The organism is Azohydromonas aeria, assembly GCF_009760915.1.
GTDB classification, from domain to species: Bacteria; Pseudomonadota; Gammaproteobacteria; order Burkholderiales; family Burkholderiaceae_C; genus Azohydromonas; species Azohydromonas aeria.
In genome coordinates this window covers 165,475-179,716 of record NZ_VIDQ01000002.1, presented here as the reverse complement: position 1 = coordinate 179,716, position 14,242 = coordinate 165,475, and the positions used below count along the sequence as shown (strand labels likewise).

12 protein-coding genes are annotated in these 14,242 nt (G+C 64.8%); 7 read left to right on the top strand and 5 right to left on the bottom strand.

Annotated elements, in window-relative coordinates:
• Window positions 1–19 precede the first annotated feature (19 nt).
• Window positions 20–970 (bottom strand): 3-carboxyethylcatechol 2,3-dioxygenase, encoded by a 951-nt coding sequence (locus FJ694_RS02610; RefSeq protein ID WP_157264086.1) that lies wholly within the window; start codon window positions 968–970, stop codon window positions 20–22.
• Window positions 967–2,754 (bottom strand): bifunctional 3-(3-hydroxy-phenyl)propionate/3-hydroxycinnamic acid hydroxylase MhpA, encoded by a 1,788-nt coding sequence (gene mhpA, locus FJ694_RS02605; RefSeq protein ID WP_157264085.1) that lies wholly within the window; start codon window positions 2,752–2,754, stop codon window positions 967–969. The genes FJ694_RS02610 and mhpA overlap by 4 nt, the downstream gene beginning before the upstream one ends.
• 130 nt (window positions 2,755–2,884) lie before the next feature.
• Here mhpA and FJ694_RS02600 point away from each other — a divergent pair, with 130 nt between their 5' ends.
• Window positions 2,885–3,700, top strand: a complete 816-nt coding sequence (locus FJ694_RS02600; protein WP_157264084.1) for a DNA-binding transcriptional regulator — start codon at window positions 2,885–2,887, stop codon at window positions 3,698–3,700.
• 365 nt (window positions 3,701–4,065) lie between these two features.
• Here FJ694_RS02600 and FJ694_RS02595 read toward each other — a convergent pair whose 3' ends face one another.
• Window positions 4,066–4,977 (bottom strand): LysR family transcriptional regulator, encoded by a 912-nt coding sequence (locus FJ694_RS02595; protein WP_198320696.1) that lies wholly within the window; start codon window positions 4,975–4,977, stop codon window positions 4,066–4,068.
• A gap of 219 nt (window positions 4,978–5,196) precedes the next feature.
• Here FJ694_RS02595 and FJ694_RS02590 point away from each other — a divergent pair, with 219 nt between their 5' ends.
• The 5 genes from FJ694_RS02590 to FJ694_RS02570 all read left to right on the top strand — a co-directional run bounded on the left by FJ694_RS02590 (window position 5,197) and on the right by FJ694_RS02570 (window position 9,766).
• Window positions 5,197–6,015, top strand: coding sequence for an ABC transporter substrate-binding protein (locus FJ694_RS02590; RefSeq protein ID WP_157264083.1), 819 nt, complete (start codon window positions 5,197–5,199; stop codon window positions 6,013–6,015).
• 46 nt (window positions 6,016–6,061) lie between these two features.
• Entirely contained in the window at window positions 6,062–6,760 is a 699-nt protein-coding gene (locus tag FJ694_RS02585; RefSeq protein WP_157264082.1) for an amino acid ABC transporter permease, read from the top strand.
• Between the two features lie 7 nt (window positions 6,761–6,767).
• Entirely contained in the window at window positions 6,768–7,520 is a 753-nt protein-coding gene (locus tag FJ694_RS02580; protein ID WP_157264081.1) for an amino acid ABC transporter permease, read from the top strand.
• Window positions 7,521–7,579: 59 nt separating this feature from the next.
• Window positions 7,580–8,308, top strand: coding sequence for an amino acid ABC transporter ATP-binding protein (locus FJ694_RS02575; RefSeq protein ID WP_157264267.1), 729 nt, complete (start codon window positions 7,580–7,582; stop codon window positions 8,306–8,308).
• A 162-nt stretch (window positions 8,309–8,470) separates the two neighbouring features.
• Window positions 8,471–9,766, top strand: a complete 1,296-nt coding sequence (locus tag FJ694_RS02570) for an aminotransferase class V-fold PLP-dependent enzyme (protein WP_157264080.1) — start codon at window positions 8,471–8,473, stop codon at window positions 9,764–9,766.
• 364 nt (window positions 9,767–10,130) lie between these two features.
• Here the strand turns inward: FJ694_RS02570 and FJ694_RS02565 are convergent, their stop codons facing one another.
• Both FJ694_RS02565 and FJ694_RS02560 read right to left on the bottom strand, forming a co-directional pair.
• Entirely contained in the window at window positions 10,131–11,093 is a 963-nt protein-coding gene (locus tag FJ694_RS02565) for a LysR family transcriptional regulator (RefSeq protein ID WP_157264079.1), read from the bottom strand.
• Between the two features lie 118 nt (window positions 11,094–11,211).
• On the bottom strand, window positions 11,212–12,177 hold the full coding sequence (locus FJ694_RS02560) for a LysR family transcriptional regulator (RefSeq protein WP_157264078.1): 966 nt from the start codon (window positions 12,175–12,177) through the stop codon (window positions 11,212–11,214).
• Between the two features lie 355 nt (window positions 12,178–12,532).
• On the opposite strand from FJ694_RS02560, the gene FJ694_RS02555 reads away from it, so the two are divergent.
• Window positions 12,533–14,227 carry a DUF1302 domain-containing protein gene (locus FJ694_RS02555; RefSeq protein ID WP_157264077.1) on the top strand — a complete coding sequence of 565 codons (1,695 nt, stop codon included), beginning with the start codon at window positions 12,533–12,535 and terminating at the stop codon, window positions 14,225–14,227.
• Window positions 14,228–14,242: the final 15 nt, after the last annotated feature.

The following is a 14,242-nucleotide window of genomic DNA, read 5'->3' as shown; positions in this document are numbered from 1 at the left end:
GTCTTCTCCTGGAGTGGGTTCAAGCCTGCAGGCACAGCAGCCCGAAGCCGGCGATGTATTCGGGGATGGCCTGGTAATGGCGCAAGGTGCAGTGCGTCGCGCGGCCGGCTGGCAGGGCGCTGCGCGCCACCAGCCAGCTCTTGGACTCGTGGGCAGAAAGGCCAGCCTCGCGCTCGATGCTGTCCTCGCTCAGCGCGCACAGCGCGTCGAGCGCGGTGCCACCGGTTTCCAGCGCATCCATCCAGCGCGCGTCCCACGCCGGGTTGAGCGGCTTCATCGCCGGGTCGCCCACGGCCAGGGCGCGGCCCGCGGCCATCACGCGCTGCGTCTTGGCGTCGCGCTCGACCGGCGTGGACTCGCGCCTGAAGGTGATGCGTTCGCGCACGGCCGGGTCCGGGTGCGCCAGCGTCGGTACCGGCGGCTCGTGGGACAGGCCACCCGAGCCGATGAGCAGCGTGCGGCCGGGCACCGTGTCCAGGAAGCGGCCGATGGCCTGGCCCAGCTGGCGGCAGCGGCGCAGCCGCGGGATGCCCGGCTGGGCCACGGCATTGACGAAGAGCGGCAGCACTGGCGGCGTGTCCAGGCTGCCCCACAGCAGCTGCAGCGCCTGCGCGAAGCCATGGTCCACCTGCATGCGGCGCGAGACGGCGATGTCGAAGTCCTCGTCCATCAGGCGCTGGGCCAGCGCCAGCGCCGCGTCGGCGTCCACGTGCAGCTCGCCGGGCGGCGTGAGGTAGTCGCCCACCGAGCGTGCAGCCGTGCCGATGCAAAACGGTGGCATCAGCTCGTTGAAGAAGCCGTTGTAGTGGTCAGGCGCCACCAGCACCACGAGCTCCGGCCGGAAGGCCTGCACCTGCTCGCGGGCCTGCGCGATGGCGCCCCGCAGCGCCGCCTCGACCGGCGCCGCCACGGGGTTGAGGCCCATCAGCGGCGAATGGGACAGGCCCAGGAAAGCGCGAGCCGTCTTCATGCGGCCTCCGCGAGCTCGAACACCGGCGCGGCGGTCGCCGGCGCCGCCAGCGGCATGGCCATCACATCGGCCAGCGCACGGGTGGTGGCGTCCACCTGCTGCGGTGAGCACAGCGCGGCCACGAAACGGTCCGGACGGATGAACACCACGGAACTCGGTTGCTGCGCGAACCAGGCCTTGAGCCGGTTGCCCAGGTCGCCGATGCAGATCACGCCATGGCGGTGGTCGTCGCGGTGCGCCATCTGCACCACAGGCTTGACGGTGATGAAGCGCGCGCCCAGCCGTTCCCAGAACGCGCGCGCCTGCGCGCTCATGCCATGGGTCGGGTCGGTACCCCAGGCCATGATGGCGAAGTTCAGCCCGACCACCTCGTCCAGCAATTGCGCTTGCCCGTCCTCGCACAGCACGCGCGGCTGGATGAACATGCGGCCCACGGCAGTACCCTCGTCAGCCTGGCGGCCGTGCACGAGGCGGTGCACGGGTGAATCTTCCTTCTCGGCCATGAGGCCCAGCATCCGGCCCAGCGCCGAGCCGCCCGCGCGCTCCAGCATGCGCGCCAGCAACCCATCGCGTGTCGTCATGCCGCTGGTGAGCACGGCACCCTGCCGGTAGCGCGGCATGGGCTTGAAGCGCATCTCGACGATGTAGCGCTTGGCCGAGGGCAGCCGGTTGAGCGCCAGCGTCAAGCCGTCGCGCAGCCTGGCGCCCCAGCGGCTGGCAGGCGCGAAAATGTCGCCCGCCACTTCCGACAGGTGGATCATCAAGCGCGCGTGGCTGCGCCGCTCCTGGGTGTAGGTGTCTAGCAGCCGCTCACCGGCCAGGCCCTTGACCACGTGTGCCAGCTTCCAGGCCAGGTTGCTGGCGTCGCGCAGGCCGCTGTTGTAGCCCTGACCCTGCCACACCGGCATGATGTGCGCCGCGTCACCCGCCAGCAGCACACGCTGCACGCGGAACGTCGCGGCCAGCCGCGCGTTGTGCGTGTAGACGCGCTTGCGGATGTAGTCCACCTTGTCGGGGTCGGCCACCACCTTGCGCATGAGGCGCGCCATGTTCTCGGGCCGCGACAGCTCTTCCTCCGTCTCGCCAGGCATCACCATGAACTCGAAGCGCCGGATCCCGTGCGGCAGCGCCGCCGAGACGTAGGGACGCTCCGGATCGCAGTGCATGTAGACGTGCGGCGTGCCCAGCGGGTCGTTGCGCACGTCCACCACGATCCACTGGTTGGGCTTGGTACGGCCCTCGAACGGTACGTCCAGGCTGCGGCGGATGAGGCTGTTGCCGCCGTCGCAGGCCACGAGATAGCGAGCGCGCGCCTGCCGCCCTCCCTCAGCGCCCTTGAGCTGCAGCGTCACGCCGGCCTCGTCCTGCGTGAAGGACGCAACCTCGTGGCCGAACAGTACCTGCACGTTCTCGAAGCGCACTAGGCCCTGGAACAGGATGTTGTCGATCTGCGGCTGGATGAAGGCATTGCGCCGCGACCAGCCGAACTCGTCGGTGCGCGGGTCGATGTCGGCGAAGCAGCGCCCGCCGCCGGTGACGAAGCGCATGGCGTGGTCGGGCGTGATGTGGGCCTGCACCTGCGCGGCCAAGCCGGTGGCCTGCAGCGTGCGCAGCGACTCGTCGTCGATGCCGATGGCGCGGGGGTAGTCGATGATGCTGTCGAGCTTCTCCACCACGAGCACCCGTACGCCGTAGAGGCCCAGGGTGTTGGCGATGGTCAGCCCGACCGGGCCAGCGCCGACAATGAGCACGTCGGCGTCGAATCGGGTGCGGTGGGTGGACACGGCTGTCTCCTTCGGGATCGCAAGCGGCGTCGCGCCGCGGTGACCGCAATGTCCTTGCGCTGGATCAACGCGTAAACTGCGTGCACCAGGTGCACGTCTTGGCCTGGGTTAACCCGGATCAAGCTTTGCCATGTCGTCAACCGCTATCGACCGCGACGAAGGCGTCTACAAGGAGGTGCGCGGCCTGTCACGCGGGCTGGCGGTGCTCAAAGCCCTGAACCGGCTGCCCGGAGGCATTGGCAACACCACCGAACTGGCTCGCCTGTGCGACCTGGACCGCACCACCACCAAGCGTTTGCTGGAGACGCTGCGCGCGCAGGGCTTCGTGCGCCAGGGTGAGAAGGACGGGCAGTACTACCTGACCTTCGAGGTGCGGCGGTTGAGCGAGGGTTTCGAGGACGAAGCGTGGGTGGCGCGCATTGCTTCACCGGCCATGCAGGCGGCGGTACGCGAGCTGGTGTGGCCATGCGATCTGGGCACGGCGGAAGCGGGCTTCATGGTGGTGCGTGAGTCCACGCACCGTTGGAGCGCTCTGTCGCAGCACCGCGCCATGATTGGTGAAAAGCTGCCGATGCTGGAGACGGCCATCGGGCGCGCCTACTTAGCCGCTGCTGACGAGGCCGAGCGCGAGGCCCTGCTGGAGCTGCTGCGCCGGCGCACAGACCGGCTGGGCGAACTCGCGCGCGACACCGCTTTCGTGCAGCGGCTGATCGATCAGACGCTGCAGCGCGGTTACGCCATCAACGAAGGCGAGTGGCTGCAGCAGTCGAACTTTGCCGCTGTGGCCGTGGCCGTACATGCTGGAAGCCGGCTGCTGGCGGCGTTGAACCTGGTGTTCCCTAAAGCTGCGGTCTCTGAGCGGGACTTGCAACAGCGCTTCGTGCCCGCGCTGCAGCGCCTGGCTGATGCCGTCGGTCGGGGAAGCCGGGCCTGGATCGAGAGTTGAGCTGCGAGCCGCATTGCGGCGGCTTGTCGCCAGAGCCAGAGCCATTCAATGGCCCTGCGCAACAGCACCGTACCAGGGCTGCGCCTTGCCTCGTACCCGGCCCGTGCTCCGCAAAGCATGGGTGCCTACTCGACAATGCCTCAACCAGCGCACATTAGCGTGATCAGGCTCCCGAGCCGGAGTTACGGGGCTGCTGATGCGCGTGGCATCCGCGTCAAGGAATCTCTGTCGGGTTGTGCCCTGTGGGTCTGCACAGCGACCAGCTTCCACCGCTATTACTGGCGCACGAATGAGGTAGTAAACCCGTTCAGTACGCCGCTTGGGGTGGTGTTGTGCAAGCAGTCGCACTTGCCTGTACCGAGAGATCAACTCGGCCGTCCGGTCTGGAACATCCGCGTGAAGTCGCAGGCTTCCTGAGCCAGCATGACGATGGAAGAGAGAAGGGGACTACGCAGCTCGCCCTTGTACATCGCGGCGTAGCTCACCTCGGGCAAGGTCGGCGTGACCTTTAGAACCGTCAGATGTCCCGCCTGAACCATCTCTTTCAGGCAATCCTTGGGCAGGTAGCTGATGCCCAGGCCAGACACCGTCATGCCAATGATGGCGATCAGGTTGCTGCTGCTGATTGTATGGGCGGGCTGCACACCCAGTGACTTCAGCCAACGCGCATAGGTCAGGCCTGTACCGGACTTGTCGCCCTGTGTAAGCAGGCGATGGGTTGCCAGTTCATGGATGCGCATCGGTCTGGATGCATCAATTAGCCCGGGTTTGCACATCCAGGTACTTTCCACGCGACCCACGACCTTGGCCGCGAACCTCGTGTCAGCCACCGTCTCAGGCGCAATGATGAGGTCCACATCGTCGGCCAGCAGCTTTTCGCTCAACCGGGTACTGTCATCCACGTCGGGCTCGATGACGACCTTGGGGTAGTACTGCTGGATGAGGTCCACCAGCCGCGGCAGCCACGTCATGGCGGTGAGTTCGGTGACGCCCAGACGCAAACGCCGCTCAATGACTTCAGGCCGGCTGAACTGCTCGATGACTTGGTCGCGATGCTCCAGAAGCTTCTTGGCAAGTAAGAACAGCTCTTCACCCTTCTCCGTCAAGCGCGCCGTGCGCTGCGTGCGGTCGAAGAGCTGGGTGTCAAACAGCAGTTCCAACTCATGCACCCGTTTGGACAGCGCCGACGGCGTGGCGTGCAGTTTCAGTGCGGCTTTCTCGAACCCGCCCAGTTGGGGAATCCAGTAGATCGCTTCGAGTTGCTTGAACGTCAGCATGTTGGTGCACTGGCCTCGTATAAACCCTGGTTATGTGAATTTTTTTCTGCTTATTTTTAAAAAAAATGTCGCTTTTTCTCAAGGGAATGGTGAACCAAACTTCTCTCCATTGCAGGCCGTTGCGCTAGCCGCTCCCAACGCTGAGAGGACGCGGATCGCACCGCCCGAGCAGCTGCGCCACCTTCTGGCGACCATTAACCCTTTTGCTGGAGAGCTTCCATGCGTCACGCCGTCCACACCACCCTTGTCGTTGCCGTGTCCCTACTGGCATCCGCGGCTGCTTGCGCCGACCAGCTGGCTGACATCAAGGCCAAGGGCACGCTCGTTTGCGGCACGCTCGGCACCGCCGAGCCGTTCAGCTTCCCCAATCCGCAGACCCGCGAAATCCAAGGCTATGACGTGGACTTCTGCCAGGCGTTGGCCAAGGGCTTGGGTGTCAAGTTGGAGCTCAAGCTGATTTCCGTGGCGGCCCGCATCCCCGAACTGCAGCAGGGCCGCGTGGACGTGCTGGCGGCGAACTTGGGCTGGACGCCCGAGCGCGCCGAGCAGATCGCCTACAGCGAAGCCTACTACGTCAGCCAGCAGAAGGTGGCGGCACGTCACGCAGACAACTTCAAGGCTACCTCGGACTTGGCCGGCAAGCGCATCAGCGCCACCAAGGGTTCGACTTCCGAGCTGGCGGTGAAAAAGGCGTTGCCCACGGCCAAGACCGTCACGTTCCAGGATCCGCCCGCAGCCTTCCTGGCCATGCAGCAGGGCAAGGTGGACGGGTTTGCCGTGTCGGAGCTGATGCTGGTGAAGTTCAAGCAGCAGGTCGAGGCCACCACACCCATCGACATCCTGGAACCCGCGCTGATGGCCGAGGCCTGGGGTGTTGGCGTGCGCAAAGGTGAGGCAGGCCTGCTCAAGCAGGTCAACGACACGCTGGCTGCCATGGAGAAGTCGGGCGAGGCGACCCGAATCTTCGACAAGTGGCTGGGCGTGGGCACCCCCTACAAGCTCCAGCGCAGCTTCAAGATCGAAGCGATCAAGGGTTGATCCCGCCAAGCTGCATGTCGCACGCATTCACCAACCGCGTCCAGCCATGAGCACCAACCTGGATTTCTCTGTCCTGCTGCGGGACGAGTACCCCCAGCGGATAGCCGAGGGCCTGCTCACGATGTTCGAGCTCACCGCGCTGGCCTGGGTGCTGGCGATGGCGGTGGGCGTCGTGCTGGCCAGCATCCGCATGAGCGACAGCTGCTGGGCACAGGCGGCAGTGGCTGCCTACGTCGAGTACCACCAGAACGTGCCCATGCTGGTGCAGATCTTCCTGTGGTACTTCGGCATCCCGGCCCTATTGCCTAGCGGACTGCAGCAGTGGCTCAACGCTAACGGCAGCGAGTTCCTGTTCGCCTTCGTCGCGGTGGGGCTGTGCATGGGAGCCTACATGTCCGAGGGCCTGCGCGCGGGCATCCGCGCTATCCCGATAGCCCAACTCGAAGCCTCGCGGGCGCTCGGCCTGAGCTGCATGCAGGCCACGCGGCTGGTGATGCTGCCCCAAGCGCTTCGCATCGCGCTGCCAACGCTGGTGAGTTACACGGTGCTGCTGTTCAAAAACTCGAGCCTGGCCATGACCATCGGCGTGGCGGAGCTGACCTACGCCACACGTGAGATCGAGAGCCAGTCGTTCCGTACCGTGGAGGTGTACCTGTTCGCCACGCTGGTGTACCTGGGCATCTCGATGCTGATCATGGCCGGCGGCGCCGCCCTCGAAGGCCGCTACCGCATCAAGACGAGGTAAGAGCGCCATGAACGACATCCTCTCCATCCTGCGCGACCACGGCATGCTGCTGCTGGTAGGCCAGTATCCGCACGGCCCGCTGGGCGGCCTGGCCATCACGTTCATCCTGTCGGTACTGGGCCTGCTGCTGGCGTTCCCGCTGGGCGTGGCCATCGCACTGGCCCGGGTGAGCCCGATGGCCTGGCTGCGCCGGCCCGCGACCGTGCTGGTCTACGTGGTGCGCGGCGTGCCGCTGATCATGTTCATCTTCTGGGTGTACTTCTTCATCCCGCTGCTGATCGGGCAGACGGTAAGCGGCTTCACGACCATGCTGGTAACGCTGGTCATCTACCAGGCCGCCTACCTTGCCGAGATCGTGCGTGCCGGTATCCAGGCACTGCCTCCCGGGCAGACGGAAGCCGCTCGTGCCATCGGCCTGAGCTACATGCAGGCCACCTTCAAGGTCATCCTGCCGCAGGCGCTCTACAACATGGTGCCGGCCATGATCAGCCAGTTCGTTTCCACCATCAAGGAAACCTCGCTGGGCTACGTCATCAGCGTCAACGAGCTGACGTTCGCAGCCAACCAGGTCAACAGCACGCTGCTGACCAAGCCGTTCGAGGTGTACCTGATCCTAGCGGCCATCTATTTCGCCCTGTGCTTCTCGCTGTCGCAACTCGCTCGGCACGTGGAGCGCAGGATCGCCCGCAAGCGTGCTGGCATCGCGACGCCGGCCAAGCCCTCGCCTTCCACGGCCGGCGCCATGCGGGTCGTCCAATGAGTCCCGATATCGCAGGAGCCTTCGCCATGCATTCCGTTCCCAGTGCGCAGATTTCGCCGATGATTTCTTTCCAAGGAGTCAACAAATGGTATGGCACCTACCACGCCCTCGATGGCATCACGGCCAGCGTCGGCAAGGGCGAGGTGGTCGTGCTTTGCGGCCCCTCCGGTTCGGGCAAGTCCACGCTGATTCGCACCGTCAACCGGCTAGAGGACATCCAGGGCGGGCGCATTGACTTCGATGGCCAAGACGTGCATGCCGCCGGGCTGGACCTCAACAAGTTCAGGAGCCACGTCGGTTTCGTGTTCCAGAGCTTCAACCTGTTCCCGCATCTGTCGGTGGCCGAAAACATCGCCCTGGCGCCCATGACGGTACTCAAGAAGTCAAAGGCCGAGGCGCGCGAGCGGGCCGAAGAGCTGCTGCGGCGGGTGGGCCTTGCGGCCAAGGCCGATGCCTTTCCAGGGCAACTCTCCGGCGGTCAGCAGCAGCGCGTGGCCATTGCGCGGGCCCTGGCCATGGACCCACCCGCCATGCTGTTCGACGAGCCCACCAGCGCGCTGGACCCGGAAATGGTGGGCGAGGTGCTGCAGGTGATGAAGAGCCTGGCGCGTGACGGCATGACCATGATGTGCGTTACCCACGAGATGAACTTTGCGCGCGAGGTGGCCGACAAGGTATGGTTCTTGGAGCAGGGACGCCTGGTTGAGACGGGCACGCCCGAGAGCTTCTTCACCAATCCTCAAAGCGAGCGCGCGCGCAAGTTCCTCTCCGACCTGCGCTCGCACTAGGCGAAGCACCTCGCGCGGTCGCCGCCACGAACCTGGCCCGCCCCGTATCGGGCCTTCCCACCCAACCTGAACATGTGCGTGCGGCAGCGCGCACCGGCTTCGCTCGTCCGGATTCCAGACCATGTGCTGGCACTGGCAGCCCCTGAACCAAGGATGCATCACATGAACACCGACAAAGGCCAGCTCTTTTCCGCCGAGCTTTCCCGCGAGATCAAGGACCGCTTCTACTACGTCGACCATGACCCGATGGGGCGCCAGCGTCTGTTCTTTGAGAACGCCGGCGGCTCCCTGCGCTTGAAGGCAGCCGTGGAGGCCGCTGCGAAGGTGGATGCGGTGCCTGACTGCCCAGAGCGCATCCACGAGGTCGCCCGCTGTCTGCAAGACGTGCAGGCCAGGGGTACCGAGGACGTGCGCCTGTTGCTCAATGCCAAGGGAGGTGCCGTCTACGCTTCGCTCACCGCGTCGGGCGCCATGTTCGACATGATGCGCGCCGTGACTGAGAACGTACCCGGCGAAAACATCGTGACCACCGTGCTGGAACATCCTTCAGCCTATGACGCAGCGTCCCTCTACGCCCAGCGGCTCGGCAAGGAACTGCGCGTGGCGTACAGCAATCCCGAAACGGGCGGCATCGACGTCGATGCGGTCGTGCGGCTGATTGATGAGCGAACCTGTGTGCTGTCGCTGATCTACGCCTCCAACATCTCTGGCGCGAAGCTGGACCTGGAGGAGGTGGTCCGGCGTGCCCGCGAGGTCAAGCCCGACCTGTACGTGATCGTGGACGCGGTGCAGCACGCCCCCCACGGGCTCATCGATGTGCATAAGACGCCGGTGGACGGCATCAACATCGCGCCGTACAAGTTCTTCGGTTGCCGCGGTTCGGGATTCTCTTGGCTGTCGGAACGGGCCGCGGTGTTGCCCCACCACAAGCTCGCCGGCAAGAAGGCGGACTTCTGGGACCTGGGCAGCGCGGCACCGTGGCAGTTCGCCGCCATCACCGAGATCGTGAACTACGTCTGCTGGATTGGCGCCCACTTCACCGCCGATACGGATCGGCGCACGCTCTTTGCCTGCGGCATGGAGCGCATCGGCGCGCACGAGCGTGCGCTGCTGGCGCGGCTGCTCGAAGGATCGGACCGCGTGTCGGGTCTTCGGCGCTTGCCCGGCGTAACTGTGCTGCTCGACCATGACGACTTGCCCAAGCGAGACCTGATTCTGGCCATTGCCCTGGAGGGCCTGGAGCACACTCAGGCCGTGCGCGAGTACGAGAAGCGCGGTGTCATCGTCTATGAACGCGTTGCCTCCAGCTTGTACTCCAGGCGCATGTTGGAATCCTTCGGTATCGAGGGCGCAGTGCGCGTGTCGCCGTTGCATTGCCATACGGCAGAAGACGTGGACCGCTTTTTGGAGGTGACACAGGACATCAGCACGGCATTTGCCGCATCGGCCGCAAGGTGAACAGCATGAGCGTCGTGGTACTGGGTGCTGGCGTGGTGGGCGTGACCACCGACTACTGATCGGTGCAACAAGGTATCGAGGTCATCGAACGCCAGCCCGGGCCGACGTTGCAGATCAGCATTTGCCACTGCCGGGCCGGTGCCGCCGGGGCATTTGTCTGCATGAGCCGCGCCGGGCATCCCGCCTGAGGACGGGCTGCATTGCAATGTGAAGCGCGTGTGGCACGCTGACCATGGCCATGCTGGCTGAACCGCCTCCTGACTTTGACCGTGATGACCAAAGGCTTCAATTTGGCTGTTGCACGGTTCGGGAACTGCATCCCATCCGAGTCGGTGCACTTCAAGCTGTGTGCTACAGGCTTCACTCAGCCCATGAGCACCTGCAGCGGAGTGAACAAGCCATCGGAAGGTGGGGCCTCGTGCAGGGCCTCCGCGGCAATGGCTTGCAGACGCTGGCGCAGCCACATGTGCGCGGCATCCAGGTCGTGATGGCGATTCCACTGCATCACCAGCTGCAATTCCGGAATTGCAAAGGGCGGCGGCAGCACCCGCAGGGGAAGCATGCGGGCGTACATGCGCGCCAGCCGCGTGTGCATGGTGGCGATGCGCTGCGTGCCCACCACCAGCAATGGCAGTGCGTTGAACGTACTGGTTGTCGCCACCACGTTGCGTGCAACGCCATGCTTGGACAGGAACCAGCTCTCGAACGTGTTGACGCGCTGGTCGCCAAACTGCGCAGCGACATGGCGCGCTGCCATGTAGTCTTCGAACGATAACGTGTTCGAGCGTAGCTGGTATCCCGTCCAGACGACACAGCTGTAGGTTTCGTTGAGCAGAGGCTCCTGCGGATGGTCGGGGCTGGCGTTGACGGTGGGATAGATGGCGAAGTCGACTTCGCCGCGCTCCAGGCGCTGCAGGTTGTTGGAGCCCAAGCTCACGATGTCGAGAGAAATGCCTGGGGCTTCGGACTCAAGCAACTGTGCCAGCGGTGTCAACAGCACGGTAGTCGCGTAATCCGAGGCGTTGAAGATGAAGCGGCGCTGGGCGCTCGACGGATCGAACTCCGCACTGGCAGCCAGCGTAGCCTGCGCGCGCAGGAGGATGTCGCGCACGGGCTGGCGCAAGCTCTGCGCCAGCGGCGTGGGTTGCATGCGGCGCCCGACCTGCACCAGCAACTCGTCGCCGAACTGCTCGCGAAGCCGTCCCAGCGCGCTGCTGGTGGCCGACGCCCCGATGTGCAGGCGCTCGCTGGCTCGGCTGATGCTGCAGGTTTCCAGCAGCGCGTCCAGCGTGACGAGAAGGTTGAGGTCGAAGTGTCCCAATCGCATGTCGTCATTCTTGCAGCACGGCGCCTGGCTCGACGAAATAAGCTCGGAACTCCGATGACTTGGACGCCTCAGGCCGTCTCAACGGGCAAGAATTTAATCCTATTCGTGCAACGCGGCATCAGCTGATCTGCAGTGAGAAAGTTGCGCTTGCAATTTCTTTTGATGGAGATGTTTCGTTCATCGCTTCGGCTGCTACGGCCTGCAAACGCTGACGCAGCCACATGTGCGCTGCGTCCAGATCGTGATGGCGGTTCCACTGCATCACCAGCTGCAGGTCTGGAATTTCGAATGGAGGCGGCAGGATGCGCAACGGCAGCATTCGCGAATACATGCGGGCCAGCCGCGTGAACATGGTGGCGATGCGCTGCGTGCCCACGACAAGAAAAGGCAGCGCGTTGAACGAGCTCGCCGCCACCACCACATTGCGTCCTACGCCGTGCTTTGACATGAACCAGCTCTCGAACGAACTCACGCGCTGCTCGCCAAGCTGTGCCGCGACGTGGCGTGCAGCCATGTACTCGTCCAAGGTCAGCGCATCGCCCTTGAGGTGATACCCCGTCCACACGACGCAGCTGTAGCTTTCGCTGAAAAGTGGCTCCTGCGGGTGCTCGGGACTGGCAATGACGTTGGGATAGATGGCGAAGTCGACTTCGCCGCGCTCCAGGCGCTGCAGGTTGTTGGAGCCCAGGCTTACGATGTCGATGGTGATGCCTGGGGCCTCGCGTTCGAGCATCTGGGCCAGCGGCGTGAGCAGCACCGTCGTCGCGTAGTCCGACGCGTTGAAGACGAAACACCGCTTGGCCGACGTGGGGTCAAAGGCGTCGCTGGCAGCCAGCGTGGCTTGTGCGCGCAGCAGGATGTCGCGCACGGGCTGGCGCAGGCTCTGCGCGAGTGGCGTGAGTTGCATGCGCCGCCCGACCTGCACCAGCAGTTCGTCCCCGAACTGCTCCCGCAGCCGTCCCAGCGCGCTGCTGGTGGCCGAGGGACCGATGTGCAGTCGCTCGCTCGCGCGGCTGATGCTGCAGGTCTCCAGCAGCGCGTCCAGGGTGACAAAGAGGTTGAGGTCGAAGTGGCCGAGTCGCATCCTGCCATTTTGACAGTAGAAACCCTGATCTTACGATGCCATCGAAAGGTCGCATCAAGACAAACTGATTCCCAGCGGGTCCGTGCATTTTTAGGATTGCGCCACATCAAGGGAACAGGCAGTGCAGACATGACGCAAAGCAATTCTTCGTTCGGGTCTGGACGGCTGTTCTAAGCGGCGCAAAAGCCGATCTTCCTGACTTCGGGTGCGGACCGCGCACCCACCGTTTTCCCGTTGTCCCAGGGCGACCCTGAATAGGCCGCTTGGGCGAAGCCATGCCCGTGCCGATGTTCGGCCGGAATTCCCAGACGCCCAAGAGCGTCCTTTCAAAAAGCCGAGAAGGAGACACCAAGTGATGAACCATGTGCCGTGCCAAGGGGCCGGGCCCCAAGTCCCGCCTGTACGACCCCGCGCGCTGGCCCTGGCCGCGTTGATCGCCATCGCCGGCACGCCGGCGCTGGCCTTCGAGGTGGATACCGGCAATCCGGACCTCAAGGTGCTCTGGGACACCACGCTGAAGTACAGCAGCGGCTATCGCCTGGAAAACCCTTCCCAGTCGATCGTCGGTGGCCAGAACTACGACCCGGCCTCGCCCAACTACTTTCCCAATACCGACGACGGCAGCCGCAATTTCAAGCGCGGCCTGGTCTCCAACCGGCTCGACGTGCTCAGCGAGCTTGACGTCTCCTGGCGCAACCTCGGCTTCCGCATCTCCGGTGCAGGCTGGTACGACACGGTGTACCAGCGCGACCACAACGCCAACGACTCGCCCGGCACCGCGAACCCCTTCTCGGTTCCGTACAACCAGTTCACCGACGCCACGCGCCGTCTGCAAGGCGGCTATTCGGAGGTGCTCGACGCCTTCGTCTTCGGCAAGTTCAAGTTCGGCGACATGTCCAGCACCGTGCGTGCGGGCAAGCACACGGTGCTATACGGCGAGAGCCTGTTCTACGGCGCCAACGGCATCGCGGCGGCGCAGGCTTCGATCGACGTCATCAAGGCTGCGAGCGTGCCCAACGCGCAGTTCAAGGAATTCATGATGCCGGTCAACCAGCTCTCCGGGCAGTTGCAGATCAACCCGGACGTGACGGTGGGCGGCTACTACATGCTGGACTGGAAGCCTGACCGGCTTCCGGCCTCGGGCAGCTACTTCTCCGCCATGGATTCGCTCGCCACCGGCGGCGAGCGGCTGATCGTCGGCTCCTCGCCCGCGGGCAACGTCGCCTTCTACCGCCAGGGCGACCTGCGCGCGAAGAAGTCGGGCCAGTTCGGCCTGCAGATGCGTTTCCACGTCGGTGAGGTCGACTACGGCCTGTACGCCGTGCAGTGGAACGACCGCGGCCCCTCGGGGCTGTACCTGCATCCCTCCGCCGCGCCGGTGGCCAGCGCCGCCGGACTGCAGATCGGCAACTACCAGTGGGCTTTCCACGAAGGCATCCGGGCTGTGGGCGGCAGCTTCAACACCACGCTGGACAACGTGAACATCGCCGGCGAAGTGTCCCTGCGCAGCAACACGCCTCTGGACAGCGACGCGCAGCTCGATGTCGCAGGCGCCAACAACAGCAGCAATCCGCTGTACGCGGTGGGCCGCTCGGCGCATGCGCAGATCAACTGGATCGCCAGCCTGGGCCCGAGCTTCCTGGCGCGCGAGGCGGATTTCGTCGGCGAACTGGCCTGGAACCGGCGCCTTTCCATCACGAAGAATGCCGCGGCGCTCAACCCCAACGCCACGCGCGACGCCACCAACATCCGCTTCGTGTTCGAGCCCAAGTACCGCCAGGTGCTCCCCGGGCTGGACCTGAGCGTGCCCGTCGGCGTGGGTTATGGCATCGATGGCAACTCCTCCGTCGTGGGGCCGTTTCTGGGCAAGGGCACCGGCGACGTGAGCATCGGCATCAACGGCGCGTACCTCGGCGACTGGCGCTTCGGACTCAACGTCACGCACTACTTCGGCAGCGCCGGTCCCTTCATCGAAGCCGGACACCGCACGTTCAAGCAGGCATTTGCCGACCGCGACTACCTGTCGTTCTTCCTGCGTCGCACTTTCTGATCGCCCACAACCCCT

Excerpts from the sequence above, each read along its gene's own strand:
- FJ694_RS02565 (WP_157264079.1), bottom strand. The coding sequence starts at position 11,093 with ATGCGATTGGGACACTTCGACCTCAACCTTCTCGTCACGCTGGACGCG.
- FJ694_RS02585 (WP_157264082.1), top strand. The coding sequence starts at position 6,062 with ATGAGCACCAACCTGGATTTCTCTGTCCTGCTGCGGGACGAGTACCCC.
- FJ694_RS02555 (WP_157264077.1), top strand. The coding sequence starts at position 12,533 with ATGAACCATGTGCCGTGCCAAGGGGCCGGGCCCCAAGTCCCGCCTGTA.
- FJ694_RS02610 (WP_157264086.1), bottom strand. The coding sequence starts at position 970 with ATGAAGACGGCTCGCGCTTTCCTGGGCCTGTCCCATTCGCCGCTGATG.
- FJ694_RS02580 (WP_157264081.1), top strand. The coding sequence starts at position 6,768 with ATGAACGACATCCTCTCCATCCTGCGCGACCACGGCATGCTGCTGCTG.
- FJ694_RS02590 (WP_157264083.1), top strand. The coding sequence starts at position 5,197 with ATGCGTCACGCCGTCCACACCACCCTTGTCGTTGCCGTGTCCCTACTG.
- FJ694_RS02560 (WP_157264078.1), bottom strand. The coding sequence starts at position 12,177 with ATGCGACTCGGCCACTTCGACCTCAACCTCTTTGTCACCCTGGACGCG.
- FJ694_RS02600 (WP_157264084.1), top strand. The coding sequence starts at position 2,885 with ATGTCGTCAACCGCTATCGACCGCGACGAAGGCGTCTACAAGGAGGTG.
- FJ694_RS02595 (WP_198320696.1), bottom strand. The coding sequence starts at position 4,977 with ATGCTGACGTTCAAGCAACTCGAAGCGATCTACTGGATTCCCCAACTG.
- FJ694_RS02570 (WP_157264080.1), top strand. The coding sequence starts at position 8,471 with ATGAACACCGACAAAGGCCAGCTCTTTTCCGCCGAGCTTTCCCGCGAG.
- FJ694_RS02575 (WP_157264267.1), top strand. The coding sequence starts at position 7,580 with ATGATTTCTTTCCAAGGAGTCAACAAATGGTATGGCACCTACCACGCC.